We start from the raw sequence: 25,284 nt of genomic DNA on the forward strand, positions 1-25,284 counted from the left end.
GCCTCATGACCGTGATCCTCATCGACGGCCCGAGCGGCTCCGGCAAGACCGACCTCGCGCTCCGGATGCGCGACCGCTGGGTCGGCGCCGACGTGCCGGTCGTCGTGCACCTCGACGACGTCTATCCCGGCTGGGACGGCCTTGACGCCGCGAGCGAGCACATCCGGCAGCACCTCCTCGAGCCGTTGCGGGAAGGCCGCTCCGCGGGCTGGCAGCGCTACGACTGGACCACGGGCGAACCGGCCGAGTGGCGTGGGGTCGATCCGTCGCATCCGCTCATCGTCGAAGGCTGCGGCGCGCTCACCCGGCGCAACGCCGCCCTTGCCGACCTCACGATCTGGGTCGAGACCGACGACGAGACCCGCAAGGCGCGCGCGATCGCCCGTGACGGTGAACGCTACCTGCGGGAATGGGACCGCTGGGACGCCCAGTGGCAGCTCTTCGTGCGCCGAGAGAGCCCTCGCGAGCTCGCCACGATGATCGTGCCGACCTGAGCCGGGTCAGTGCTGCGTGCGCGACTCGATGAATGCCGAGATCACGGGCACCGGATTCGTCAGCCGCCACAGCGGCCCCGGGTCGCCGATGCGCCGGTCGAGTTCGAGCAGCACGTTGACGTCGCCGTCGGGCGTGGTGACCGTGACGCTGCCGACCTGCTCGCCCTGGGCGCCGGTGCTGAGCGGCTTCGCGTCGACGCTGTATTGCAGGGCCGAGGCGTCCCAGAGCATCCGCGACTCCGTGGCCATCGCCACGCCGTGGGCCGTCTCGCCCCAGGGCGTCGTGTAGGTCACGAACGCCTGCCCTTCGGTCACCACGTCGGTCTGCGTGATCGTGCCCGCCGCGGAGCCGGCGAGGGCTTCGAGGTCGGCATCGAGGGTGTCCCAGTCGGGCTCGCGGATGAATGCTCCGTAGACGGTCGCTTCGGTCGCCGCGGCCCCGGATGCCCCTGCCACCGGCACGGCCAGGGCGAAGAGGTAGCAGATGCCGGCCTGGTCGGTGTAGCTGCGCGAGACGCCGGTGTAGCCGAGGTCGGGCAGATAGGCCGCGAGGTTGTCGACCCGCCGGTTGCCCGGCAGCGTGATGTCGTCGGCGTCGGAGGCCATGATCTCCGAGATCGAGGCCTCGGAGAAGGCGAACGCGCTCACTCGTGCGAGATCGGATGCGGTGCCGACGTCGTTCTCGTCGAGCCCGGTGGCATCGACCACGGTGATGCCGGTGAGGCCCCGTGCGGTGAGCCAGGCCTGGGCGGCCTCGAGATAGGCGTCGATCGAGCCATAGGCCCAGCGGGCCAGCGTGTCGGCGTGGTTGTTGCTCGACCCGAGCAGCATCGCCTCCATCATCTCGCGCTGCGTCCAGTTCTCACCCTGGGCCACCGCCACCGTGCGGGCGCTCTCGGCGACGTATTTCTGGTAGCCGTCGGCATCGGCCTTCGACACCGTGATCGTAGGCCCCTGACTGCCGGCGGCGAGCGGTTTCGCCGCGAGCACTACGAGGGCGGTGATGATCTTCGCCGATCCGCCCATCGGCACCGCGTCGGTGAGGCCGGCCGAGGCGATCACCGGAGTCGCGACGTCGGCCACGATCGCGCTCGCCCCCGTGGTGGGCATGGTGGGGGTCACCGAGGTCGCCGCGCCGCTCACGGTCTCGTCGACGGATGCGTTTGCCGGCGGGAGGGGGCCGACCAGCGTCGCGGGGCCGTACAGCCCGAGCGCGAGGATCACGAACACGCCGAGCACGACGACGACGGCGCGCACCGCCTTGCGCCCGACCGAAGTTGCCATGCGTCCAGGCTACGGGCGCGACCATACCCTCCTGGGTATCGACTCGGTTGCGAGTTGCTGTGCATCCGCCGACAACGCGCCTCCGGCGGTGGCGCGGGGCGCGGACGGCGCCTTCAGCCCCAGCCGAGCTCGTGCAGCTTCTCGTCGTCGATGCCGTAGTAGTGCGCGATCTCGTGCACCAGCGTGACGTGCACCTGATCGCGCAGTTCGTCGACATCCGCGCAGACCGCCAGCAGGGGCTCGCGGAAGACCGTGATGCGGTCGGGCATCTCGCCGAAGCCGTACTGCCCGCGCTCGGTGAGCGCGACGCCGTCGTAGAGGCCGAGCAGATCCAGCGACCCGTCTTCCGGGCGGTCTTCCACCACGAACACCACGTTGTCGAGGCCGTCCATCATGTCGTCGGGCAGGTGATCGAGTTCGTCGCCGACGAGTTCTTCGAAGGCTTCCGCATCCATCTCGACCATGAGCATCCTGTCGCGCCTGTCGTTCCGTGAGACGACGATGGCCCGGGGAAAACCCGGGCCATCGCACTCCATGGGGTGAATAACGGGACTCGAACCCGCGACATCCGGCACCACAAGCCAGCGCTCTACCAACTGAGCTATATCCACCATGTTCACCTCGCAACCGCGATTGCGTGGCAACGATAGAAGATTCTATTACATCCGCGAACCGAATTCGCGCACCACGTCGGCCGAGATGGTTTTCAGCTCGGTGGAGGTGGGCCCGGGCTCGGAGATGAACACCGCTTTGCGGTAGTACTCGAGCTCGCGGATCGACTCCAGGATGTCGGCGAGGGCACGGTGCCCGCCCGCCTTCTCGGGGGCGTTGAAGTAGATCCGGGGGAACCAGCGGCGCGAGAGTTCCTTGATGGAGGAGACATCGATGCTGCGGTAGTGCAGATGCCCGTCGACCCGCGGCATGAATTTCGCCAGGAACGACCGGTCGGTGCCGATCGTGTTGCCCGCGAGCGGCGCCTGCTGGGGGGTGGGAACGAACTTCAGGATGTATTCGAGCACCTGGTACTCGGCATCCGCGAGGCTCACCCCGTTCGGGATCTCCTCGGCGAGGCCGCTCGTCTCGTGCATCTTCGTGACGAAATCATTCATGTTCGCCAATGCCGAATCATCGGGTTTGATGACGATGCTGAAGCCCGGGTCGACCAGCGCGAGGTCGAAGTCGGTGATGACCACCGCCACCTCGACCAGCTCGTCGACCTCGAGGTCCAACCCGGTCATCTCGCAGTCGATCCAGACGAGACGGTCTGAGGAAGAGCTCATGAGGCGAGTCTAGCGGCGGCCTCGGACAGTGCGGGGCCCTCGTAGACTGGCGCCGATGATCACGACACTCGCCATCCTCCTCTTCGTCAACGCCGCCTGGAACGCCATCGTGTGGCCGCAGTTCTTCAAGCGGGTGAACCGCGACGAACGCGCTCGTGACGCGTCCGGCAAGCCCACTCCTTTCCTCATCGTGCACGCGGTGCTGATCGGCATCTCGCTGCTCATCGCGGTGATCTCGGCGGTCGTCGGAATCGTCGCGCTCGTCAACCCGTAGCGGGTTTTCCCGAATCGCTTGCGGCGGAGATCGCCACCGAATACTCTGAGTAAAGTATTTGGAGGTGAGTATGTCGCGTCGGGCCATTGCCAACCCGCTCGCCCTGGCCGTTCTCTCGTGCCTGTGGGAGCGGCCGATGTACCCCTACGAGATCACCACCACCCTGCGCGAGCGGGGCAAGGAAGACAGCATCCGATTGAATTTCGGATCGCTCTACGCGGTCATCAAGTCGCTCGAGAAGCACGGCTTCATCGAGGAGGCCCGGTTCGAGCGCGAGGGCAACCGTCCGGAGCGCACGGTCTACGAAATCACCGCTGCCGGCCGCGTCGAGACCACCGACTGGCTGCGCGACCTGCTGGAGCGGCCGGCGAAGGAGTACCCGTCGATCGAGGCGGGGCTGTCGCTGATGGCGATCCTTCCGCCGCAGGAGGTCGCCGGGCTGCTGCGCACCCGGGCCGAATCACTCACCGCCGACCTCGATGAGCGCGGTCGCCTGGCAGAGTCTCCGGGCGTCGCGGGTCTGCCCGAGATCTTCACCGTCGAGTTCGACTACAAGCTCGCGCTGCTGCGCGCCGAACGCGACTTCATCGCCGCTCTCGCCGACCGCCTCGACAAGGGCGAGGTCGGCGGCCAAGACGTGTGGGCCCGGATGCACGAGCTGCTCGCGCAGGGCCGGCCGGCCGACGAGGTGCAAGCGCTCCTCGCGCCTCACCTCCCGGGGGAGGCGGCCACCGGCACACACGAGTAAGGGCATCGCCACAAGGCATCGCCCCCCATGAAACGGCGGTCCGGATGCGCCAACATCCGAACCGCCTGAACCCGAGTCGTCCGTTTCCGGACCTGCGTCAACAGCTGCCTCGAGGCTCTTCGCCATCGTACTCATGTGCACAGGGCCCCTGCGCGTCGGTCTCTGCCCGATCCCGCGATCCTGCGGGCCGGGTGCCGGCCGGGCGACTCCTCACCAGAAGGAGAACACCATGGCGAACACCACCGGCGCGCCGGCCCTCGCGGCCTCCGCGCTCACCAAGACCTATCGCGGCGGGCGGGGCAAACCCTCCGTCGCCGCTCTCGGGGGTCTCAGTTTCGAAGCGGCCGAAGGAACGGTCTTCGGTCTGCTCGGACCGAACGGGGCGGGAAAATCCACCACCGTGAAGATCCTGTCCACCCTGTCGCGGGCCGATTCGGGCCGCGCCTTCGTGGCCGGAATCGACGTCGCCGCGCGGCCCGACCAGGTGCGGCACAGGATCGGGTTCGTGGCCCAGAAGCAGGTCTCCGACCCGATGGACACCGGGCGCGAGAACCTCGTGCTCGCCGGCCGGCTGCAGGGGATGGCGGGTGCAGACGCCAAGGCGCGCGCTCGCGAGCTGCTGCAGCGCTTCTCGCTTGACGAGGCGGGCGACCGCCTCGTCAAGACGTACTCGGGCGGGATGGCGCGCAAGCTCGACGTGGCGATCGGCTTGATGCACCGCCCGGCGGTGCTCTTCCTCGACGAGCCCACCACCGGCCTCGATCCGGAGGCGCGTGCCGACATGTGGGCCGAGATCGAGCGGATGTCGGCCGAGGAGCGGATGACCGTGCTGCTCACCACGCACTACCTCGAGGAGGCCGACCGGCTGGCCTCGCGACTGGCGATCGTCGATCACGGCCGGGTCGTCGCATCCGGAACGCCGGAGGAATTGAAGAACGAGTTGCGCGGCGATGCCGTGGTGGTCGAACTGAGTCACGAGGCGGATGCGCCGGCGGCTCTGGCCTCGATCGGGCGCCTCGACGTTCTCCGCGAGGTCGCCGCCTCCGGCACCGTGCTGCGGGCGCGAGCCGACGTGGGAGCGAGCGCGCTGCCGCTCGCTCTGGCCCTGCTGGAGGAGGCGGGCATCCGCGTCGCCTCTGCCACCGTCGCACGGCCGAGCCTCGACGACGTCTACCTCAGCCACACCGGGCGCACCTTCGCCCGCGCCCAGGGAGAGGAACTGTGATGACTTTCCTCAGCCACACGGCATACCTCACCGGTCGCCAGCTGCGCGCCTTCTGGCGCATGCCGGCCTTCCTCGTGATGAACCTCATCCAGCCGGTCATCTGGCTGCTGCTGTTCGGGCAGTTGTTCAGATCGGTGATCGAGATCCCCGGGTTCGGTGCGGCCGGAACCTATCTCGAGTTCCTCACGCCCGGCATCGTGATGATGATGGCGTTGTTCGGCAGTGCCTGGGCGGGCACCGTCTACATCCAGGACATGGATCGCGGCGTGATGGACCGATTCCTCACCTCGCCCACCAGTCGGGGCGCGCTGATCGTGTCGACGATCGTCTACCAGGGCGTGCTCGCGGTGGTGCAGTCGCTGCTCGTCTTGCTCATCGCCTGGCTCGCGGGCGCCCGGTTCGCCGGGGGAGCGCTCGGCGTCGTCGTGCTACTGGTGGCTGTGGTGCTCTTGACGGCCGTGTTCGCCGCGTTCTCCAACGCGATCGCGCTGCTGGCCCGTCAGCAGACGGCGCTGATCGGCATCTCGCAGCTGATCTCGTTTCCGCTGATGTTCCTCAGTTCGGCCATCATGAACACCGCGCTGTCGCCGCAGTGGGTTCAGGATGTCGCGCGCTTCAACCCGTTCGAATGGGCGGTGATCGTGGGTCGCTCGGCGCTGTCGGATGCGCCGGACTGGGCGTCGATCGGGCTGCACCTCGGGCTGCTGGCCGCTCTCGCCGTGGTGATGGCGTGGCTGGCGACACGGGCCTTCCGCAGCTACCAGCGGAGTGCGTGACGATGCCACCGGTCGGGTGCCCCTGGCTGGATTCGAACCAGCGACAAACGGATTAGAAGGCCGGTGCTCTATCCACTGAGCTACAGGGGCGACCCCGAAAGCGTACTACGCGACGGCGGGAGCCCCTGTAGCTCACAGGGCCTGTTCGGTCACAATCGGTCGGACCGCACGGTCGCACGAGGTGGGCCTAGTCGGTGGCGCGCGGTGGGAACGCGTGCACCGGCGGCGGGATCTCGCCCGCCGCGCGCGCCTCTTCAGGGTCGACCGTGTACTCCAGGTCGGTGAGCGGTGCCTGCGCCCCCGCGACGACCCCGCGGGTGCCGTTGCCCGATGCCACCTGCTGCACCGTCGGCCGCGGTTCGTGCGTGGGCGGCAACGGAGCTGCGGGAGCGATGACCGCGGTCGACGCTCCGGAGCCGAAGGAGGGCGAGGCGTAGCTCGAGGCGCCGGATCCGTAGCTCACGGGCTCCGCGGCCGGAGACGGGGCCGATGTCGTCGACGCACCGCTCAGGGCTTCGGTGCCCGCGTACTGCGAGTGGTGCTGCTGCGCCACCCATGCATCCTGCTGCGCGAGCAGTTCGCGCTGCGTCGACGCGTCTTCGGCGGCCCAGCGCTCCAGGTCGCTCTGGAAGACCCGCTTCGCGCGGCCCGGACGCTGCTGCCACTCGATCAGGCGGTCGCGGAACTCGAACACCGCCGGCTCGACCTGGTAGCCGAAGGTGGCCGACTCGCGCTTCATCTCGGCGAGGGCGTGCGCGGCCCAGTTGGCCGCGACATCCGCTCCCTTGATCGGCAGCAGGCGCACCTGGATGTCGGCCTGGCCGGTGGCGCGGTCGGAGAGGATCTGCTCCTGCGGCGTGAGCGAATTCCACACCGAGGCCTGCTCGGCGGCGTCGATGAGCGAGGCGATGGCAGAGATCTTGAGCTCGCGGTCGTGCTTGGCGAGCAGGCGCTTGACGGAGCCGTGCGCGATCCACGCGGCGAGCAGCCCGGCCACGATGATCGCGAGCGCGGGCAAGACGATGTCGGAGACGACGAACTCTCCCGTGGGAGAAGTCAGCCACCGGACGAATGCATTCCACCATTCCATGAGCCGCACACTACCTCGCGGGTTTCAGATGTCTGCGGCGACGAGCCGGTGTCGCCCGAACTGGTGTCACGATCGTCATCGCAGGCACTCGGTCGCCTCATCGAGAGCGGCGAACTCGCCGATGCCCACCAGACGCAGCGGCGGGTGGAGTCGCGTGGCGCGGTAGCGCGGGCGGCCATCCACCTCGACCTCTTCGACGTAGCCGAGGAGGATGCCGGACGGGGCGGTGACGCGCCAGTACCCGTCGTCGCGGACGCGACGGAGGTGCGGGCCGTTCAGGATCGGTGTCGTGGTGGTCATGGTGCGACGGTAGAACCAGCCACCGACATCGGCGGCGGCGGCGGCACGCCGACACGACGCATCCGGCCCGACGTAGAATCGGGCCATGGAAACCTTCGTTCTCGCAGGAGGCTGCTTCTGGTGCCTCGACGCGGTCTACCGCACCCTCGAGGGTGTCGACGACGTCGTCTCGGGCTACACCGGCGGCACCGTCCCGAACCCCAGCTACGAACTGGTGTGCACCGGCACCACCGGTCACGCCGAAGCGGTCGAGGTGCGCTTCGATCCGGCCGTGATCCCGGCCGACATCATCCTCGACGTCTTCTTCACCCTGCACGATCCGCGGCAGCTGAACCGTCAGGGCAACGACATCGGCACGCAATACCGATCGGCCATGTTCTACCAGGGCGAGGAGCAGAAGGTGCTGTTCGAGGCGGCGCTCGTACGGGCCGGCGAGCTGTGGGACGGCGGGATCGTGACGACACTCGAGCCGCTCGGCGAGTTCTACCGCGCCGAGGATTACCACCAGGACTTCTTCGCGAAGAACCCGGGCCAGGGGTACTGCATGGCCGTCGCGCTGCCGAAGGTCTCGAAGGTGCGCAAGGCCTACGCGAGCTACATCAAGGCGGCCTGACCTCTCCACCACAATCTCCGACGGCCGAGGCCCTGTACACAGATGCAGGCCTCGGCCGTTCGTCATCGGCGCTCCCGGCACACAATCGGGTGGTCACAACGACCACAGACCACCGATCCACAAGGAGTACAGGATGCCCGACCACTTGACCCTCACCGGAGTCGTCGCCACGTCGCCCCGGCACATCACCACGAATTCGGGGCTCGACATCACGAGCTTCCGGCTCGCCTCCGGTCAGCGCCGCTTCGACCGGGAGCAGAAGAAATGGGTCGACGCCGAGACGAACTGGTACACGGTCACCACCTTCCGTCAGCTCGCCCTCAACGTCGTCGGCTCCGTCGAGCGGGGCCAGCACGTTGTGGTCACGGGGCGGCTGCGCGTGCGTGCGTGGGAGAACGGCGACAAATCTGGCACCACGATCGAACTGGAGGCCGAGGCGGCGGGGCACGATCTCAGTTGGGGCACCTCGGCGTACACGAAGACCGTCTTTGCCGGTTCGTCGGGTGACGCGGCCGCGACTCCGGGCGGCGGATTCATTCCTCCCGAGACGCCGAGCGGGCCGGGGCTCGCTCAGGTGGGCTGGGCGCCACCGCTCTCGGGAGGAGGAGGTCCGGATGCCAGTGCCGGATCGTCCGGGTCGCCGGGTGCAGACGCGGCCGCAGAAGATTCGGCGGCCGCGGCAGAAACCGCGGCTGCCGAAGACACCGAGGCCGACGTCAAGGCGGAGCCCGGTGGACTGCTCCTGCCGTTCTGATCACGGAGTCGTCGGGTGCGGCCGGCGGGGCGCGGGGCGGGAGTCTCACAGCCGGAACGCGCCGCGACCGCATAAACTCGTGCACGGCCTACGGGCCGTGGCATGGGGCACCGCGAACGAGAGGACACTGCGAGCGATGCACACGAAACGAGGCGCGACCGCACCCGGCCGCCAGACCGGGCAGGGGCGCCCCCGTCGTGCGGCGGCGCTGGCCGTGATCCCGGTGGGTCTGTCGTTGCTGCTGGCGGCGTGCACCGGCGGTGCTCCGGCTCCGTCAGGTTCCGGAACCCCGGCGCCGAGCACCAGCGCGACGTCGAACGCCACCGGCACACCCACCGCGGTGGCCGGCCAGCTGAACCCCGGCGGTTCGGCGGCCGACAACCAGGCCTTCTTCGATTCCGTCAACCAGGCCCTCATCGCGAGCAATCCCGCCGCCGGCGGCGTCGATTTCACGAGCAATCTGCGCACCAACGGATTCGACATCACGGCGATGCAGGTCACCGCCGACACCACGACCGTGGGAGTCGCGGCCGACTCCATCCAGTTCTCGGTGCACTGGGGCGACGACTGTCTGATCGGGCAGTACGGGCAGGGTCAGTACACGAGCGTCGTGGCCCCGGAGCTCGGCACGGGAGCGTGCCTGGTGGGTCAGACCCGCGCCATAGACTGGTAGGCATGGCCGAATACATTTACTCGATGGTGCGCGCCCGCAAAGCGGTGGGCGACAAGCTGATCCTCGACGACGTCACGATGGCGTTCCTTCCGGGGGCGAAGATCGGTGTGGTCGGCCCGAACGGCGCCGGAAAGTCCACGATCCTCAAGATCATGGCCGGTCTCGACACCCCGTCGAACGGCGAGGCCAAGCTCACGCCGGGTTACACGGTCGGCATCCTGATGCAGGAGCCCGAGCTCGACGAGTCGAAGACCGTGCTCGAGAACGTGCAGGAAGGCGTCGGCCCGATCAAGGGCAAGATCGACCGCTTCAACGAGATCAGTGCCGAGATGGCCGAGCCCGACGCCGACTTCGACACCCTGCTCGCCGAGATGGGCACCCTGCAGGAGGAGATCGACGCAGCCGACGCGTGGGATCTCGACTCGCAGCTCGAGCAGGCCATGGATGCGTTGCGCACGCCCCCGGGCGACGCCACGGTCGCGAACCTCTCGGGCGGTGAGAAGCGCCGCGTCGCGCTCTGCAAGCTGCTGCTGCAGAAGCCCGACCTGCTGCTGCTCGACGAGCCCACCAACCACCTCGACGCCGAGAGCGTCGCCTGGCTCGAGCAGCACCTGTCGAAGTACCCCGGCGCCGTGCTCGCCGTGACCCACGATCGGTACTTCCTCGACCACGTCGCCGAGTGGATCGCCGAGGTCGACCGCGGTCGCCTCTACCCCTACGAGGGCAACTACTCCACCTACCTCGAGAAGAAGCGCGAGCGCCTCGAAGTGCAGGGCAAGAAAGACGCGAAGCTCGCCAAGCGTCTCTCCGAGGAGCTCGACTGGGTGCGCAGCAACGCGAAGGGCCGCCAGGCCAAGTCGAAGGCCCGTCTCGCCCGCTACGAAGAGATGGCCACCGAGGCCGAGCGCACCCGCAAGCTCGACTTCGAGGAGATCGTGATCCCCGTGGGCCCGCGCCTCGGCTCCCAGGTCATCGACGCCAAGAAGCTGCACAAGGCCTTCGGCGAACGCGTGCTGATCGACGACCTCTCCTTCACCTTGCCGCGCAACGGCATCGTCGGCGTCATCGGCCCGAACGGCGTCGGCAAGACCACGCTCTTCAAGACGATCGTGGGCCTCGAGCCGCTCGACGGCGGCGACCTCAAGATCGGTGAGACGGTCGACATCTCCTACGTCGACCAGAGTCGTGGTGGCATCGACCCGCAGAAGTCGCTCTGGGAGGTCGTCTCCGACGGCCAGGACTACATCCAGGTCGGCAAGACCGAGATCCCTTCGCGCGCCTACGTGTCGACCTTCGGATTCAAGGGCCCCGACCAGCAGAAGCGCGCCGGCGTGCTCTCCGGCGGTGAGCGCAACCGCCTGAACCTCGCCCTCACGCTGAAGCAGGGCGGCAACCTGCTCCTGCTCGACGAGCCCACCAACGACCTCGACGTCGAGACCCTCGGCAGCCTGGAGAACGCGCTCCTGGAGTTCCCCGGATGCGCCGTGGTCATCACCCACGACCGGTGGTTCCTCGACCGCATCGCCACGCACATCCTCGCCTACGAGGGCACCGAGGACGACCCGGCGAACTGGTACTGGTTCGAGGGCAACTTCGAGGCCTACGAGGAGAACAAGATCGAGCGCCTCGGGCCCGATGCCGCGAAGCCTCACCGCTCCGCCTATCGGAAGCTCACGCGCGACTAGTGCGCGCCGCCCGCTGAGCCATGCGACTGCACGTACCGATCCAGCTCCGCTGGAGCGACCTCGATGCCTACGGACACGTCAACAATGCCTCGATGCTGAAGATCCTCGAGGAGGCACGTGTCTTCGCCTTCTGGGTCGACGGCGATCTCGCCGACCCGACGCAAGCGGAATGGACGACGGCGGTCATCGACGCCAGCCCCACCACGCGCACGAAGAGCGTCATCTCGCGCCAGGAGATCGAGTACGTGCGGTCGATGCCTTACATCCGGCAGCCGATCGACGTCGAACTCTGGATCGGGCATCTGGGCGGGGCCAGCCTCGACGTCTACTACGAGATCAAGAGCCCTCTGGCCACTCCGCCACAGGTCACCTACGTGAAGGCCTCGACCACGCTCGTGCTGGTCGACGCCGACACCGAGCGGCCCCGACGCATCCTGCCGCACGAGCGCGAGGCCTGGGAGCCCTACCTCGACGAACCGCTCACGTTCCGCCGCCGCGGCTGACGCCCGTCAGTCGGCGTCGGCGACGCGCAGCATGCCCTCCTGGGCGACGGAGGCGATCAGTCGGCCACCGCGGTCGTAGATGCTGCCGAGGGCGAATCCGCGGCCGCCACCGGCGCTCGGCGAGTTCTGCGTGTAGAGCAGCCACTCGTCGGCGCGCGCGAAACGGTGCCACCACATCGCGTGGTCGAGGCTCGCCATCTTGAGGTCGGGCCGGCCCCAGGCGATGCCGTGCCGCCGCATCACCGGCTCCAGGATGGCGTAGTCGCTCGCATAGGCCAGGGCGGCGCGGTGCAGGTTCGGGTCGTCGGGGAGCCGGCCGAGCGCCTTGATCCACACGGCCTGATGGGCGATGTGCTCGCCCTCCACCGAGAGGTAGATCGGCGAGGGCACGTGGCGCATGTCGAAGGCACGCTCCCGGGCCCAGGTGCGGGCGATCGGGTGGTCGATCTTCGAGAGCACCTCGGTGGCGCTCGGCAGCTCTTCGGGCTCGGGCAGATCGGTGGGCATCTCGACCTGGTGCTCGATGCCGGCATCCTCGGTCTGGAACGAGAAGATCGCCGACAGGATCGGCACGCCGTTCTGGTAGGCCTGCGTGCGCCGGGTGGAGAACGACCGGCCGTCATGGATGCGGTCGACGGCGAAGGTGATCGGCAGGGCGGAATCGCCGGGCCGCAGGAAGTATCCGTGCAGCGAATGCACCACGCGGCTGGGCTCGACGGTGCGCACGGCCGCGATCACCGACTGGGCGAGCACTTGGCCGCCGAAGACGCGGCCGTTCGGCATCGACTGCGAGGGGCCGGTGAAGATGTCCTCCTCGGTTCGCGCGCCGGTGTCGGCGAGATCGAGGGTGGTCAGGAAGCCGGAGAGGGCGTCGGACATGGTTCCTCCGAAGAGTTCAGGACGCGGCGTCGTGACGAGACTCGTTCCCGTGCACTGTGAAGTAGTTTAGACAGCAGAGATGGTCCAGTTCTTCACGCTCATCGACGCCGCGTCGCTCGGCGACCTCAAGGTCTTCCTCGGCCGCGCCGCGCGGGTCGAGGACGGCTCGGTCCGGCTGATCGGCGGACTCGGCGTCCTCGCCGCCTACACCGCCGTGCTCACCCCCAAGGGTCTGCTCGATTCCACACCGACGGTGCTGGGGCTCCGCACCTTCGCTCTGGGGAGTCCGGATGCCTTCGACGTCGTGGTCTCCATCCGTGCGCTCCTGGATCGGCTGGCTCAGCTCTCGTTGGTGAGCAATTCGGAGTCGGGCCCGATCGACGTGCCGTTGCCGCCCCCGGCGACCGGCGTCGCCTGGGCCGGGATCAGTCCGCCGCGCGGTGGCTGGGAGCCGGCCGGAACGCTGCCCTCGAATCTGCTCGAATCGGTCGCGCGCACGGGCATCGCCGAGGTCGCGGCCGCCGTGCCCGCCGACACCGGCGAGCAACTCGTGCACCGCGTGCGGTCCGAGGTCTGGGGCCGTGACCTCGCCGAGGAGGAGCTGCCGGAGCTGCGCCCGCGCATCCCGGCCGGCGCGGCCTTCTGCGCCGTGAGCCTGGGTTTCGTTCGTCGGGACGACGAAGACGTGCGCGTCTTCGTCGCGGGGCCGTGGCTCCGCCTCACGTTGCGGCGCGGTCACGTCCTTGTTTTGGTCAGGCGCTAGAGGGTACCGCTTCGCCCCTCCCGGGCTCGCCCGGCCTTCGGCTGGGCGGGCCCTTCTTGCTCGCGCCGCCGCTGCTGCGGCGCGAGGCGACATGTTCGCGTGAGGTCGCTTCGCGGCCTCGCGCTCACTCTGGGTCGTCTAAGAGAGGCCCGCGGCCTTCGTCTCCCTTTCCGACACTCATTAGCCAAAACACGCCGCAACACTTTGGCGCGTTACGGCGTGTTTTGGCGTCTCGCCGCCCCCGCTCACACCACCCGCGCTACCGCCCGGCCCGCCTGACGGCCCGAGAACAGGCAGCCACCCAAGAACGTCCCCTCCAGGGCCCGGTAGCCGTGCATGCCCCCACCGCCGAATCCGCTTACCTCGCCGGCCGCGTAGAGTCCGGCCACGGGGGAGCCGGAGGCGTCGAGCACCCGCCCGTCGAGGTCGGTGGACAGACCACCGAGGCTCTTGCGGGTGAGGATGTGCAGCTTCACGGCGATCAGCGGACCGGCTTTCGGATCGAGCAGCCGGTGCGGCTTCGCAGCCCGGATCAGCTTGTCTCCGAGGTAGCGGCGGGCGCCGCGCACGGCGGTGATCTGCGCATCCTTCGTGAAGGTGTTGGCGATCTCGCGGTCGCGAGCGAACACCTCGCGGGTCACCCGCGCCGGGTCCAACGGGCCGGACGGCTCGAGTCGCGCCATGCCGTGCAGCAGCTCGGGCAAGGTCTCGGCCACCACGAAGTCGGCGCCGCGCGACTTGAAGGCCTCCACCGGTCCGGGAGCGCCCGGACGGATGCGCTGCGCCAGCAACCGCAGGTCTTTGCCGGTGAGGTCGGGATTCTGCTCGCTGCCCGAGAGGGCGAACTCCTTCTCGATGATCGCCTGCGTGAGCACGAACCAGCTGTAGTCGTAGCCGGTGCCGAGGATGTGCTCCAGCGTGCCGAGCGTGTCGAAGCCCGGGAACAGCGGCACCGGCAGCCGCGCGCCCGTCGCATCGAGCCAGAGCGATGACGGCCCCGGGAGGATGCGGATGCCGTGCAGCGGCCACACCGGGTCGTAGTTCCTGATGCCCTCGGTGTAGTGCCACATCCGGTCGGTGTTCACGAGACGGGCGCCGGCGCGCTCGCTGATGGCGAGCATCCGGCCGTCGACATGCTCGGGAACCCCGGAAAGCATCGTGGCCGGGGGAGCGCCGAGCCGCTTCGGCCACGACGCCCGCACCAGCTCGTGGTTGCCGCCGATGCCGCCGCTGGTCACGATGACGGCTCCGGCCGCCAGCTCGAAGTCGCCGACCACCTCCCGTGAGCTCGATTCACCCCGGGCGGCCGTGCTGGGCGCGAGAACGGCGCCGCGCACACCGGTCACGGCGCCGTCCGACGTCACCAGGTCGTCCACCCGGTGGCGGTGCAGGATGCTCGCCCGTCCGTCGTCGACTCCCGCCCGGAACCGCGCGATGAACGGAGCGAGCACGCCGGGCCCGGTTCCCCAGGTGATGTGGAACCGGGGCACCGAGTTGCCGTGCCCGTTCGCCGTGTAGCCGCCGCGCTCGGCCCAGCCCACCACAGGGAAGAACCGCACGCCGCGCTCGTGCAGCCAGGCGCGCTTCTCGCCGGCCGCGAACTGCAGGTAGGCCTCGGCCCACTTCTCGGGCCACTCGTCTTCGGGGCGGTCGAAGCCCGCGCTGCCGAACCAGTCCTGGCGGGCGAGCTCGAGGGAGTCGCGCACGCGCATCCGGCGCTGTTCGGGGCTGTCGATCAGGAAGATGCCGCCGAACGACCACCAGGCCTGCCCGCCGAGCGAGGCCGCGGGTTCCTGCTCGACGATGGTCACCGACTTGCCCGCGTCGAGCACCTCGCACGCCGCCACCAGGCCGGCGAGCCCGGCCCCCACCACGATCACGTCCGGCATGCGACCCCCTCGTCGTCAGCTGTCAATCACAACGCGCGGCCGCGCGCTACTCGTCGAAAGTATTCACCATCGCATGCGCGGCGCGCTCGAGGTAGCCCCAGAGGATTTCTCTGTCGAGCGGCGACAACCCGATCGAGTCCACGGCCACCTGCATGTGTGCGAGCCAGCGGTCGCGCGCGTCCGGGTTCACCTTGAACGGGTTGTGGCGCATCCGGAGTCGCGGATGCCCGCGCTGCTCGCTGTAGGTGCCGGGGCCGCCCCAGTACTGCTCGAGGAAGAGGGTGAGGCGCTCGATCGCGCCATCCCAATCGTCGGCCGGGTACATCGGCTTCAGCACCGGATCGGTCGCCACGCCCTCGTAGAACTTCGTCACGAGCGCGACGAAGGTCGGGTGCCCGCCGATCTGCTCGTAGAACGGGTGCTCGGGCATTTTCGGGGAGATCTCGATCACGATCTAATTCTGGCCCTTCGAACCGGGCGTGGTCGCCTGTGTGGAGATCGGCTTGGTGCGCGGCGGGCGCGCACCCTTCACGCTCGCCGCCCCCTCGAAGCCCGAGAGCACGACGGTGTTCAACGACGGAAGCGTCACGTCGAGCTCGTCGAGTGCGCGCTTCAGGCGGATGCGCAGATCGCGCGCCACGTCGTCTTTCGCCGAGGTGCGGGTCTTCACCACGACGCGGATCACCAGGGCCTCGGCCGAGATCGACTCGAGCCCCCAGATCTCGGGCTTCTCGATGATGCGCGAACGCCACTTGGGTTCGTTCGACATGGCGACGGCGGTCTCGAGGATCTTGTCCTGCACCGTGTCGAGATCGGCGTCGTAGGGGATGGCCAGATCGATGATGACGCGCGCCCAGCCCTGCGACATGTTGCCGACGCGCAGGATCTCGCCGTTGCGCACGAACCAGAGCGTGCCGTTCACGTCGCGCACCTGGGTGACGCGGATGCCGACCGCCTCGACCACGCCCGTGGCCGGCCCCAGGTCGACCACGTCACCCACGCCGAGCTGATCCTCGAACACCATGAACAAGCCGTTCAGCACGTCTTTCACGATGTTCTGCGCGCCGAAACCGAGGCCGGCGCCGAGCGCGGCCGTGAGCAGGGCCAGCGAGCCCAGGATGTTCGGATCGAGCGTGGTGACGATGAGGATGATCGACACGATCACCACGGTCACGTTGATGACGTTGGTGAGCACCGTGCCGAGGGTGCGGGTGCGCTGCACGATCCGCACGGCCGCGAGCGGCGACGCGTTCAGCGCCTGGGTGTCGGTGACGTTCTGCTTCTTCTTGACGCCCGACACCACCTGTTCCACCAGGCGTTTCACCGAGAACAACAGGATGGCGCGGATGATGATGGCGCCGAGGATGATGCTCAGGATGCCGATGGGCACCTTATAGGTCTCGAGGAACGAACCGACGTTCGCCCAGATCGTGTTCCAGTCCATATGCCGACGATCCTACGGTGACACCCTTGGCAGATCCTCCGGGAAGTCTGCAAACTATACAAACATGCATGTATAGTTAGGTCAGACCTTCTGAACGGATGACTTCATGCTTCTCGACGCCAAACGGCGGTGGATCCTCCTGGCGACCGTGTCGGCCGGACTCCTGCTGATCACGCTGGACAACTCGATCCTCTACACCGCCCTCCCGACGCTCACCCGCGAACTCGGAGCCGGTGCCACCGAGAGTCTCTGGATCATCAACGCGTACCCGCTCGTGATGGCGGGCCTGCTCCTCGGCGCCGGCACCCTCGGCGATCGTGTCGGGCACACCCGGATGTTCGTCATCGGCCTCACGGTGTTCGGTGCCGCGTCGCTGCTGGCGGCGTTCTCACCGACAGCCTTGGTGCTGATTGCGGCCCGCGGGCTGCTCGCCGTGGGTGCCGCCGCGATGATGCCGGCGACGCTCGCGCTCATCCGGCTCGCCTTCGCCGACCAGAGGGAGCGCAACGTCGCCATCGCGGTGTGGGGGAGTGTCGCGATCGTCGGCGCCGCCCTCGGTCCCATCGTGGGTGGGCTGCTGCTCGAGTGGTTCTGGTGGGGTTCGGTGTTTCTCGTGAACGTGCCGATCGTCGCCGCAGCCCTGGTCGTGACCCTGCTCGTGGCGCCTCGCAGCGTTCCCGACCGCTCGCGCCGTTGGGATCTGCTCTCCTCGCTGCAGGCCCTCCTCGGCCTCGCGGCCCTCGTCGTGGCGCTCAAGGAACTGACGAAGACCGGCACGTCCTGGCCGGTCGCCGGGGTGGCGATCGCGCTCGCCGTGGTGGCCTTCGGGTTCTTCACCCACCGCCAACGCCGGCTCGAGCATCCGTTGCTCGACCTGGCGATCTTCCGAGACCCGGTGCTCGTCGCCGGCGTCGTGGTGGCCGGGGTCTCGCTGTTCGCGGTTGCCGGTGTCGAACTCGTCACGGCACAGCGCTTCCAGGTGGTGGAGGGATTCACGCCCCTCCAGGCCGGATTCGTGGTGGCGAGCCTCGCGATCGGCTCGCTGCCGACCTCGCTCCTCGGCGGGGCGGTCCTGCATCGCACCGGGCCGCGCCTGCTCATCGTCGGCGGGCTGGGCATCGCGACCGTGGGTGCAGCAGCCTCGCTCGTTCTGCTGCCGGCCGGCTGGGGATGGCTCATCGTAGGACTCGTCGTCGCGGGCGCCGGGCTCGGCTTCGTGATGGCCTGTGCCTCGTCGGTCATCATGAGTCGCGTGCCGGCGCACCGGGCGGGCATGGCGTCATCCGTCGAGGAGGTGTCGTACGAACTCGGCAGCCTCGTGGCGGTCGCCGTGCTCGGCAGCGTCGTGACCTCGGCCTACGGTGTCGGGCACGGGGTGGCGGATGCCGGTGGGGCCGGCGTCGTGGTCGCGGCATCCGACATCGGGTTCAGCACTGTGATAATCGTGGTGGCGGCCGTGCTCGCGGTCTCGACTGCGCTGGCGGCAGTTCTGCTCCGCGGTGCGGGACGGCCGGCGGGGCACGATCCGCTGCCCGAGACCGGCGTGGAAGACTCGGCCGAGCAGCCTCACACCGAACACCAGACCCAGCCCTGACCGGAGGAGCACGGATGCGCCAGAACAACAAGACGCGCGTGCTCGACGCGGCGATCCGCGTGGTGGAGCGGGAGGGGTTGCGCGGCCTGACGCTCGAAGCCACGGCGGAGGAGGCGGGGCTGACCCGGGGTGGCATCACCTACCACTTCCGCGGCAAGGCCGCACTCGAGCTGGCCCTGCACGAGCATCTCGCTGCGCTCTGGGAGGAGCAACTGGAGGGCTTCGCCGGAAAGCCCGCTGCTGAAGCCACCCCTGACGAGCGCATCGCCGCCTACGCGCTGGCGTCGCAGGGCGCCTCCAGCGCCGAGATGGCCCTGCTGCTCGAAGGCTCGAAGAACCCCGAGTACGCCGCGCTGTGGGACGCGATCCAGCACCGGTGGACGCCGACGACCGCCGAAGCAGCGACCGACCCGGCGGCCTTCGACCGCTTCGTGCTCCGCTTGGCGGCCGACGGTCTCTGGGCCTACGACGCGATCAACACGGAGGAGATCCCGCCGTCGCTGCGCGAAGCCCTGGCCAACCGGATCGCCACTCTCCTGCGCACCTCATAGCTCCGCACAGGCGCGATGAGACCGAACGCAACGAGCCGCTCCCGGACGCCCGTGGAGGCCGCGCGAAGCACGGCCCCCACGGCGGCTGACACAGCCCGGTCACCCGACCCGGCGACTCAGGAACCTAACCCCTGTCGCGCTTCTGCGCCGCCAGCGCGCGATCGACGCCCGCCAGGTTCTCGATCACCAGGCGACGGAGCGCCGGGATGCCCGCGTTCGCCGGGTCGTCGAGCCAGGCCTGGGTCGCATCGCGCAGCTCCTGGTTCGCCAGGGCTGCCGGGTAGAGGCCGTTGATGACGGAGGCGGCGATGGCGTAGCTGCGATTCGCCCAGAGCGACTGCAGCGCCGCGAAATAGCGCGGCACCAGCGGCTCGAACAGCGACGGGTCGCTGCCCCGCTGAAACCCGAGCCCGGTGGCCCGCACGATCGCGTTCGGCGCCGTGTCGGTGTCGACGAGCGACGCGAACGCGGCCGTCTTGCCCTCGGGTGTCGGGATGGCCGCGGTCGCGTGCGCCGCCGACTGCTGACCCGAGGCCGTGTTGTCGGACGCGAGGGTGGCGTCGATCTCGGCCTGACCGGCCTTCCCGCCCGCCACGAGCGCGATGAGCAGCTCCCAGGTGAGGTCGGTGTCGATGTCGAGACCCTCGAGCATCACGGTGCCGTCGTGCAGGTGTGCGACGTTCTCGAGCTGCTCTTCGGTGCCCGCGAGGGCGGCGAAGAACTTCACGAACTGGAACTGCGCATCCGACCCGGGTGCGGCGTCGAGAGCCAGCTTCCACAACGCGTCGGCGGCGGTGCGGATGGTCTCGGTGCGCACCTCGGGAGCCACGTACTGTGTGGCGGTCAGCACGAGCTGCCCGAGCACCGTGCGGATCGTGGTCGACTCCGTCTCGGTGGCGATGTTGCCGAGCACGAGGCGCACGAAATCGCGGCCGCGGGTCTCGGCGTCGCGCGTCGCGTCCCAGGCCGACCCCCACACCAGCGAGCGCGCCAGCGGGCTCTCGATCGAGGCGAGGTGGTCGATCGCGATGTCGAGCGAGTAGGCGTCCAGGCGGATCTTCGCGTAGGCGAGGTCGTCGTCGTTGAGCAGCACCAGATCGGGTCGCTCGCGCCCCACCAGTTCCGGAACCTCCGTGCGCTCGCCGTCGACGTCGAGCTCGACCCGGTACTCGCGCACGAGACGGTCGTCGGACACCGAGTAGAAGCCGATTGCCAGACGGTGCGGACGGATGGTCGGGTAGTCGAGCGGCGCCTCCTGCAGCACGGCGAACGAGGTGATGACCCCATCCGCGTTCACCTCGATCTCGGGCCGCAGCGTGTTCACGCCCGCGGTCTCGAGCCAGAGCTGCGACCACTCGGTGAGGTCGCGGCCGCTCGTGGTCTCGAGCTCGGTGAGCAGGTCGTTCAGCTCGGTGTTGCCGAACTGGTGCTTGTTGACGTAGGCGGCGACGCCGGCCATGAACTCGTCCTGGCCCACCCAGGCCACGAGCTGCTTCAGCACGGAGGCGCCCTTGGCGTAGGTGATGCCGTCGAAGTTCACCTGCACGTCTTCGAGGTCGTTGATGGTGGCGACGATCGGATGCGTCGACGGCAGCTGGTCCTGTCGGTAGGCCCAGCTCTTCTCCATGGCAGCGAAGGTGGTCCAGGCCTCCTTCCACTCGGTGGCCTCGGCGGTGGCGAGGGTCGACATGTACTCGGCGAACGACTCGTTCAGCCACAGGTCGTTCCACCAGCGCATGGTCACGAGGTCGCCGAACCACATGTGGGCCAGTTCGTGGAGGATGGTGACGACCCGGCGCTCGCGCACCGCATCCGTCACCTTCGAGCGGAACACGTAGGTCTCGGTGAAGGTCACCGCACCCGCGTTTTCCATCGCACCCGCGTTGAACTCGGGCACGAAGAGCTGGTCGTACTTGGCGAAGGGGTAGGGGTAGTCGTACTTCTGCTCGTAGAACGCGAAGCCCTCGCGGGTCTTCTCGAAGATGTAGTCGGCATCCATGTACTGCGAGAGGGATGCGCGGGAGAACACCCCGAGCGGGATCTCGCGGCCGTCGGCGCTCGTCAGCGAGCTGCGCTCCACGATGTAGGGGCCGGCCACGATGGCGGTGATGTAGGAGGAGATGCGCGGGGTGGGCTCGAAGGCCCACGTGGCGGACTCGCCGGCGACGGCCGCGACGGGCTCGGGCGTGGGGGAGTTCGACACGACCTCCCAGTAGTCGGGCGCCGTGACGGTGAAGGTGAAGGTGGCCTTGAGGTCGGGCTGCTCGAACACCGCGAACATGCGGCGGGAGTCGGGCACCTCGAACTGGCTGTAGAGGTAGACCTCGTCGTCGACCGGATCGACGAAGCGGTGCAGGCCCTCACCGGTGTTGGTGTAGATCATGTCGGCGTCGACCACGAGCGTGTTCTCGGCCTTCAGACCGGGCAGCTGGATGCGCACGCCGTCGCTGACCTCGGCGGGGTCGAGCGACTCGCCGTTCAGGGTCACGGCGTGCACCGTGCGCGTGATCGCGTCGATGAAGGTCTCAGCGCCTTCGGTCGCGGTGAACTGCACGGTGGTGGTGCTGCGGAACGTCTCGGGACCTGTTGTGAGGTCGAGCACGACGTCGTAGCTCTGCGTCGCGATGAGCGCGGCACGCTCCTGGGCTTCGGCGCGGGTGAGGTTTTCTCCTGGCACTGGTTGCTCTCCTTTTCGATTGCCCGATCAGCCTAACGGGGGCGCGCGGGCCGGGGCATCCGGAATGGTGGCGATGGATGCGTGGTTCGACGAAGCATGACCTCTACGAAGACAGCTGTTGATTTCTGGTTCGACCCCTCCTGCCCCTGGGCCTGGATGACCTCCCGCTGGGTCGACGAGGTGGCGGAGCACCGCGACCTCGACGTCACCTGGCACATCATGAGCCTCGCCGTGCTGAACGAGAACAACGACGACATCCCGGATTCGTACAAGGCCTTCTTCCCTCGCGCCCTGCGCTACACGCGGCTCGTCGCGGCCGCAGCGGAGCTGCACGGCCAGGAGGTCGTGAAGCCGCTCTACGACGCGCTCGGCACGCGCATCCACCCGGGCGGCTCCCTCGACCCCGACGAGGTCATCCCGGCGGCGCTCGCCGAGGTCGGGCTCCCGGCGTCGCTCGCGGCGTACTCGGAGTCCGACGAGTACGACCCGCAGATGCGCGCCTCGCACTTCGACGGCATCGGCCGGGTGGGGCAGGATGTCGGCACCCCCGTCATCGCGGTGAACGGCACGGCCTTCTTCGGACCCGTGATCAGCCCGGCCCCCACGGGCGATATCGCGCTTACGCTGTGGGACGGCGTCGTGGCCGCCGCCTCCTACGACGGGTTCTTCGAAATCAAGCGCACCCGCACCCGCGAGCCCATCTTCAACTGACGCGTCGGGCGAGTTGGACGACGGCGCCGGAGAGAACCGCTGCGATCGCGAGCCACCCGCCCGCCGCCTCGACAACCCCGAGCCCGAGATCGAAGAGCCCGGATGCGCCGGCGCGGTGCGGGGTGATCGCAAGGGCGACGGCGGCTCCGGCCGCCGCGCCCAGGGCCACCGCAGCCCAGAAGAACAGCGCTGAGACTCCGCGCGCGTCACCCCGCTGGGCAATCGAGCGGCGACCGATCAGCCACACGACGAGCCACACGATCAGCGCCACGAGTCCGAGCAGAGAGCTGAGGTAGTGCAGCCAGACGGCGAGCGGGATGCTCGCGATGCTCTCGTCGAGAGCCGGGAGCAGTGCTCCACCCCATCGACCCGCGTGGGTGAATCCGTCCCACACGACGTGCGTCGCGACGCCGATCGCGAGGGCGGCGACGAGCAGGGCGGCTTCGCGTCCGGAGCGCGCGAGCGACCGCCATCCGTCTGCGGCCGAGCCCGACCACTCGGCGGGTAGCCGCTCCGCCAACGCTCGCGGCGACACCTCCCGCGCCACCGGGCGCACCACCACGCGCCACAGCGCGAATGCCGCGAACGCCAGCACCAGTCCGGTCACCGGGAACCACGGCAGCTCGTGCGTCGATTCGTAGTCGAACCCCACGGGCAGGAAGAGCGGCAGGTCCGGCGCCATCGCTCCCGCGGCCACCGCACCGGCCGGCAGCGCCGTGCGGGCGAACGGCACGGCGACGATCGCATGACTCACGGTGAACGGCACCCCGGCAGCGTACCCGGCCGTCCTCCTCCACCAATAAACTCATTCCATGCGAATCCACATCGGCACCGACCACGCCGGGCTCGAGTTCAGCAAGCAGATCCAGAAGCACCTCAGCGCCGCCGGTCACGAGGTCATCGATCACGGGCCCGAGTCCTACGACCCGATCGACGACTACCCCTCGTTCTGCATCAACGCCGCTCACGCGGTGGTGGAAGACCAGCGTGCGGGCGTCGAGGCGCTCGGAGTCGTCTTCGGCGGATCGGGCAACGGGGAGCAGATCGCCGCGAACAAGGTCGAAGGGGTGCGCGCCGCCCTCGCTTGGAGCGAGGCCACCGCCAAGCTCGCCCGCCAGCACAACGACGCGAACGTGGTGGCCATCGGCGCCCGCCAGCACACCGTCGAAGAGGCGCTGGCGCTGATCGACTTCTTCGTGAACGAACCGTTCTCGCTGGAGGAGCGGCACGTGCGCCGCATCGCCCAGCTGGCCGAATACGAGACCACCGGCACGATCGCCGACCGCCACATCGACGCGTAGGCGCACGTCGTCACCAGAGGGAGAACCGATGCCCGAGGGTCATTCCGTCCACCGGATCGCGCGTCAGTTCGCGCGCAATTTCGTGGGCAGACGGGTGACGGTGAGCTCCCCGCAGGGCCGTTTCGCGGAGGGCGCGTCGCTCCTCGACGGCAAGACGATGACCGCGTCGCGCGCCGTCGGAAAGCAGATGTTCCTCGAGTTCGACGGGGTCATCTGGCTCCGCGTGCACCTCGGCATCTACGGCGCCTGGGACTTCGCGGGCGACATCACGACGGATGCCACCATTCGCTCGGCAGGCGGCCGGATGGGGCAGACCAACCAGCGCGGCACGACCCTGGGCGACACCCCCGAGGGCACGATCGACGAGATCGCGATCGGCGAGGCGGCGAAGGCGGATGTCGCGACCGCGACGACCACGGATGCGGCGCGCCCGGTTCCCGAGGGCCCTGACGACGCCGACGGCGAGGACTCGATCAGCTCCATCGGCGCCCCGCGCCGCGCCCGCCTGAGGATGGCCGAGCAGGAGAAGGCGGGGGAGGAGTACGGCAGTTTCCCGCCCGAGCCGGTCGGTGCCGTGCGCGTGCGCCTGCTCACGGAGACCGCTGTGGCCGACCTGCGCGGCCCCACCGCCTGCGAGGTGCTCGACCCGGCGCAGGTCGATGCCGTGATCGCGAAGCTCGGCCCCGATCCGCTTCTCGACGATTCGCCGGCGGCCGAGGAGCGCTTCGTCACCGCAGTCATGAAGAAGCAGACGCCCATCGCGCTGCTGCTCATGGATCAGAGCGTCGTGAGCGGGATCGGCAACGTGTATCGCGCCGAAATGCTCTTCCGCGCCCGACTCGAGCCGCACACCCCGGGCAAGCTCGTGCCCACCGACACCGTGCGCGCCCTCTGGCGCGACTGGGCCTACCTGCTCGACCTCGGTGTGCGCACCGGGCAGATGCTCACCATGGACGGCCTCGACGACGCTGCCTACGCCAAGGCGATGGCGAGTCGCGCCGACCGGCACTGGGTCTACAAGCGCGAGGGCCTGCCCTGCCGCGTCTGCGGAACGAACATCCTCATGGAGGAACTCGGCGGCCGCAAGCTCTACTGGTGCCCGAAAGACCAGGTGTAGGGGTGCGGCACAACCCCGTCTTCGACCTGACCGACCCCGACGAGATCCGCCGGCTCATCGGCGAGAACCCCTGGGCCACGATCGTCTCGCCGACCTCGAACGGCCTCGTCGCCTCGCACTATCCGGTGCTCGTCGACGACACGCGCGACGAGCTCGCCATCGTCAGCCACGTCGGCCGCCCGGATGAGCGTCTGCACGAGTGGGGCGAGCACGAGGTGCTCGTCATCATCCAGGGTCCGCACGGCTACATCTCTCCGGGTTGGTACGACCCGTCGCCCGCGGTGCCCACCTGGAACTTCGTGACCGCGCACCTCTACGGGGTGCCCGAGATGCTCCCCACCGACGAGAACCTGCGGGTGCTCGAGCAGCTCGTCGACCACTTCGAAGACCCGATGCCGGAGCCGCGACGGATGCGCGGCACCCTCGAGAACTCGGCCTACGCCGACCGCATCAGCGCCGGCACCGTCGGCTTCCGGCTGCCGGTGACGCGGTTCACGGCGAAGCTGAAGATGAGCCAGAACCGCGACGAGGCGACCCAGCGGCGGATCGTGTCGGAACTCGAGGGTTCGGGGCCCTATGCGAGCCCCGAGCTGGCGCGGGAGGTGCGGTTGGCCAACCCCGAGGTCTTCGGCGCGTGAGCGCTCCCGACCCGGTGCTGC

The 25,284-nt window shown here is 68.8% G+C and carries 28 protein-coding genes and 2 tRNA genes; 17 read left to right on the forward strand and 13 right to left on the reverse strand.

Features of this window, described 5'->3' with window-relative positions; all coding sequences use genetic code 11:
* Positions 1-5 precede the first annotated feature (5 nt).
* Positions 6-494, forward strand: coding sequence for a nucleoside/nucleotide kinase family protein (locus BLW00_RS14405; protein WP_092555335.1), 489 nt, complete (start codon positions 6-8; stop codon positions 492-494).
* A gap of 6 nt (positions 495-500) precedes the next feature.
* Here the strand turns inward: BLW00_RS14405 and BLW00_RS14410 are convergent, their stop codons facing one another.
* From BLW00_RS14410 to orn, 4 genes are all read right to left on the reverse strand, one after another.
* On the reverse strand, positions 501-1,778 hold the full coding sequence (locus BLW00_RS14410; protein WP_092555337.1) for a D-alanyl-D-alanine carboxypeptidase family protein: 1,278 nt from the start codon (positions 1,776-1,778) through the stop codon (positions 501-503).
* 113 nt (positions 1,779-1,891) lie between these two features.
* A complete protein-coding gene (locus BLW00_RS14415) occupies positions 1,892-2,242 on the reverse strand; it encodes a metallopeptidase family protein (RefSeq protein WP_175494290.1) in 351 nt (116 codons plus the stop codon).
* Between the two features lie 71 nt (positions 2,243-2,313).
* Positions 2,314-2,389, reverse strand: a tRNA-His gene (locus BLW00_RS14420).
* A gap of 48 nt (positions 2,390-2,437) precedes the next feature.
* Positions 2,438-3,058, reverse strand: a complete 621-nt coding sequence (gene orn / locus BLW00_RS14425; RefSeq protein ID WP_092555341.1) for an oligoribonuclease — start codon at positions 3,056-3,058, stop codon at positions 2,438-2,440.
* 55 nt (positions 3,059-3,113) lie between these two features.
* Between orn and BLW00_RS14430 the strand changes: the two genes are divergently transcribed.
* The 4 genes from BLW00_RS14430 (at position 3,114) to BLW00_RS14445 (ending at position 6,081) form a co-directional block, all read left to right on the forward strand.
* Positions 3,114-3,332: an SCO4848 family membrane protein gene (locus BLW00_RS14430; RefSeq protein WP_092555343.1), complete on the forward strand. Its 219-nt coding sequence runs from the start codon at positions 3,114-3,116 to the stop codon at positions 3,330-3,332.
* A 70-nt stretch (positions 3,333-3,402) separates the two neighbouring features.
* Positions 3,403-4,080 carry a PadR family transcriptional regulator gene (locus BLW00_RS14435; RefSeq protein WP_092555345.1) on the forward strand — a complete coding sequence of 226 codons (678 nt, stop codon included), beginning with the start codon at positions 3,403-3,405 and terminating at the stop codon, positions 4,078-4,080.
* Positions 4,081-4,309: 229 nt separating this feature from the next.
* Positions 4,310-5,305, forward strand: coding sequence for an ATP-binding cassette domain-containing protein (locus BLW00_RS14440; protein ID WP_092555347.1), 996 nt, complete (start codon positions 4,310-4,312; stop codon positions 5,303-5,305).
* Positions 5,305-6,081 (forward strand): ABC transporter permease, encoded by a 777-nt coding sequence (locus tag BLW00_RS14445; protein WP_092555348.1) that lies wholly within the window; start codon positions 5,305-5,307, stop codon positions 6,079-6,081. The genes BLW00_RS14440 and BLW00_RS14445 overlap by 1 nt, the downstream gene beginning before the upstream one ends.
* 17 nt (positions 6,082-6,098) lie before the next feature.
* On the opposite strand, the gene BLW00_RS14450 is transcribed toward BLW00_RS14445, so the two are convergent.
* The 3 genes from BLW00_RS14450 to BLW00_RS14460 form a co-directional block, all read right to left on the reverse strand.
* Positions 6,099-6,171, reverse strand: a tRNA-Arg gene (locus tag BLW00_RS14450).
* Positions 6,172-6,268: 97 nt separating this feature from the next.
* Positions 6,269-7,171 (reverse strand): hypothetical protein, encoded by a 903-nt coding sequence (locus tag BLW00_RS14455; RefSeq protein ID WP_092555350.1) that lies wholly within the window; start codon positions 7,169-7,171, stop codon positions 6,269-6,271.
* A gap of 75 nt (positions 7,172-7,246) precedes the next feature.
* Positions 7,247-7,558 (reverse strand): hypothetical protein, encoded by a 312-nt coding sequence (locus BLW00_RS14460; protein WP_092555352.1) that lies wholly within the window; start codon positions 7,556-7,558, stop codon positions 7,247-7,249.
* Here BLW00_RS14460 and msrA point away from each other — a divergent pair.
* From msrA to BLW00_RS14485, 5 genes are all read left to right on the forward strand, one after another.
* Positions 7,557-8,084: a peptide-methionine (S)-S-oxide reductase MsrA gene (msrA, locus tag BLW00_RS14465; protein WP_092555354.1), complete on the forward strand. Its 528-nt coding sequence runs from the start codon at positions 7,557-7,559 to the stop codon at positions 8,082-8,084. The genes BLW00_RS14460 and msrA overlap by 2 nt on opposite strands.
* Positions 8,085-8,217: 133 nt before the next feature.
* Positions 8,218-8,838 (forward strand): single-stranded DNA-binding protein, encoded by a 621-nt coding sequence (locus BLW00_RS14470; protein WP_092555356.1) that lies wholly within the window; start codon positions 8,218-8,220, stop codon positions 8,836-8,838.
* A 136-nt stretch (positions 8,839-8,974) separates the two neighbouring features.
* On the forward strand, positions 8,975-9,511 hold the full coding sequence (locus BLW00_RS14475) for a DUF6993 domain-containing protein (RefSeq protein ID WP_245741598.1): 537 nt from the start codon (positions 8,975-8,977) through the stop codon (positions 9,509-9,511).
* A 2-nt stretch (positions 9,512-9,513) separates the two neighbouring features.
* Positions 9,514-11,196, forward strand: a complete 1,683-nt coding sequence (ettA, locus tag BLW00_RS14480) for an energy-dependent translational throttle protein EttA (protein WP_092555358.1) — start codon at positions 9,514-9,516, stop codon at positions 11,194-11,196.
* Between the two features lie 20 nt (positions 11,197-11,216).
* Positions 11,217-11,699, forward strand: coding sequence for an acyl-CoA thioesterase (locus BLW00_RS14485; RefSeq protein WP_092555360.1), 483 nt, complete (start codon positions 11,217-11,219; stop codon positions 11,697-11,699).
* A gap of 6 nt (positions 11,700-11,705) precedes the next feature.
* On the opposite strand, the gene BLW00_RS14490 is transcribed toward BLW00_RS14485, so the two are convergent.
* Entirely contained in the window at positions 11,706-12,578 is an 873-nt protein-coding gene (locus BLW00_RS14490) for an acyl-CoA thioesterase (RefSeq protein ID WP_092555361.1), read from the reverse strand.
* 79 nt (positions 12,579-12,657) lie between these two features.
* On the opposite strand from BLW00_RS14490, the gene BLW00_RS14495 reads away from it, so the two are divergent.
* Positions 12,658-13,341, forward strand: a complete 684-nt coding sequence (locus BLW00_RS14495; RefSeq protein WP_092555363.1) for a hypothetical protein — start codon at positions 12,658-12,660, stop codon at positions 13,339-13,341.
* 245 nt (positions 13,342-13,586) lie between these two features.
* Here the strand turns inward: BLW00_RS14495 and BLW00_RS14500 are convergent, their stop codons facing one another.
* From BLW00_RS14500 to BLW00_RS14510, 3 genes are read right to left on the reverse strand one after another with little or no spacing between them, the layout of a single operon-like run.
* Positions 13,587-15,230, reverse strand: coding sequence for an FAD-binding dehydrogenase (locus BLW00_RS14500; protein WP_092555365.1), 1,644 nt, complete (start codon positions 15,228-15,230; stop codon positions 13,587-13,589).
* 46 nt (positions 15,231-15,276) lie between these two features.
* Positions 15,277-15,660 (reverse strand): globin, encoded by a 384-nt coding sequence (locus BLW00_RS14505; RefSeq protein WP_092556134.1) that lies wholly within the window; start codon positions 15,658-15,660, stop codon positions 15,277-15,279.
* 24 nt (positions 15,661-15,684) lie between these two features.
* Positions 15,685-16,674: a mechanosensitive ion channel family protein gene (locus BLW00_RS14510; RefSeq protein WP_092555367.1), complete on the reverse strand. Its 990-nt coding sequence runs from the start codon at positions 16,672-16,674 to the stop codon at positions 15,685-15,687.
* A gap of 106 nt (positions 16,675-16,780) precedes the next feature.
* On the opposite strand from BLW00_RS14510, the gene BLW00_RS14515 reads away from it, so the two are divergent.
* Both BLW00_RS14515 and BLW00_RS14520 read left to right on the forward strand, forming a co-directional pair.
* On the forward strand, positions 16,781-18,268 hold the full coding sequence (locus BLW00_RS14515) for an MFS transporter (protein WP_092555369.1): 1,488 nt from the start codon (positions 16,781-16,783) through the stop codon (positions 18,266-18,268).
* Between the two features lie 14 nt (positions 18,269-18,282).
* Positions 18,283-18,819, forward strand: a complete 537-nt coding sequence (locus tag BLW00_RS14520) for a TetR/AcrR family transcriptional regulator (RefSeq protein ID WP_092555371.1) — start codon at positions 18,283-18,285, stop codon at positions 18,817-18,819.
* A 124-nt stretch (positions 18,820-18,943) separates the two neighbouring features.
* Here BLW00_RS14520 and pepN read toward each other — a convergent pair whose 3' ends face one another.
* Entirely contained in the window at positions 18,944-21,496 is a 2,553-nt protein-coding gene (gene pepN / locus BLW00_RS14525) for an aminopeptidase N (protein ID WP_092555373.1), read from the reverse strand.
* 96 nt (positions 21,497-21,592) lie between these two features.
* Here pepN and BLW00_RS14530 point away from each other — a divergent pair, with 96 nt between their 5' ends.
* Complete coding sequence (locus BLW00_RS14530; protein ID WP_092555375.1) at positions 21,593-22,207, forward strand: mycothiol-dependent nitroreductase Rv2466c family protein; 615 nt, start codon at positions 21,593-21,595, stop codon at positions 22,205-22,207.
* On the opposite strand, the gene BLW00_RS14535 is transcribed toward BLW00_RS14530, so the two are convergent.
* Positions 22,200-22,973, reverse strand: coding sequence for a DUF4184 family protein (locus tag BLW00_RS14535; RefSeq protein WP_092555377.1), 774 nt, complete (start codon positions 22,971-22,973; stop codon positions 22,200-22,202). The genes BLW00_RS14530 and BLW00_RS14535 overlap by 8 nt on opposite strands.
* A gap of 46 nt (positions 22,974-23,019) precedes the next feature.
* Here BLW00_RS14535 and BLW00_RS14540 point away from each other — a divergent pair, with 46 nt between their 5' ends.
* The 3 genes from BLW00_RS14540 to BLW00_RS14550 are packed head-to-tail and all read left to right on the forward strand — an operon-like array spanning position 23,020 to position 25,263.
* The gene (locus BLW00_RS14540) at positions 23,020-23,508 is read left to right on the forward strand and encodes a ribose-5-phosphate isomerase (protein ID WP_092555379.1); all 489 of its coding nucleotides are present in this window, start codon (positions 23,020-23,022) and stop codon (positions 23,506-23,508) included.
* Positions 23,509-23,536: 28 nt separating this feature from the next.
* Complete coding sequence (locus tag BLW00_RS14545) at positions 23,537-24,625, forward strand: Fpg/Nei family DNA glycosylase (protein ID WP_092555381.1); 1,089 nt, start codon at positions 23,537-23,539, stop codon at positions 24,623-24,625.
* A 2-nt stretch (positions 24,626-24,627) separates the two neighbouring features.
* Positions 24,628-25,263 (forward strand): FMN-binding negative transcriptional regulator, encoded by a 636-nt coding sequence (locus BLW00_RS14550; protein WP_092555383.1) that lies wholly within the window; start codon positions 24,628-24,630, stop codon positions 25,261-25,263.
* The last annotated feature ends 21 nt before the right edge of the window (positions 25,264-25,284 follow it).

Origin of the sequence: Herbiconiux ginsengi, from assembly GCF_900107435.1 — a bacterium.
In the GTDB taxonomy this organism is placed as follows: domain Bacteria; phylum Actinomycetota; class Actinomycetes; order Actinomycetales; family Microbacteriaceae; genus Herbiconiux; species Herbiconiux ginsengi.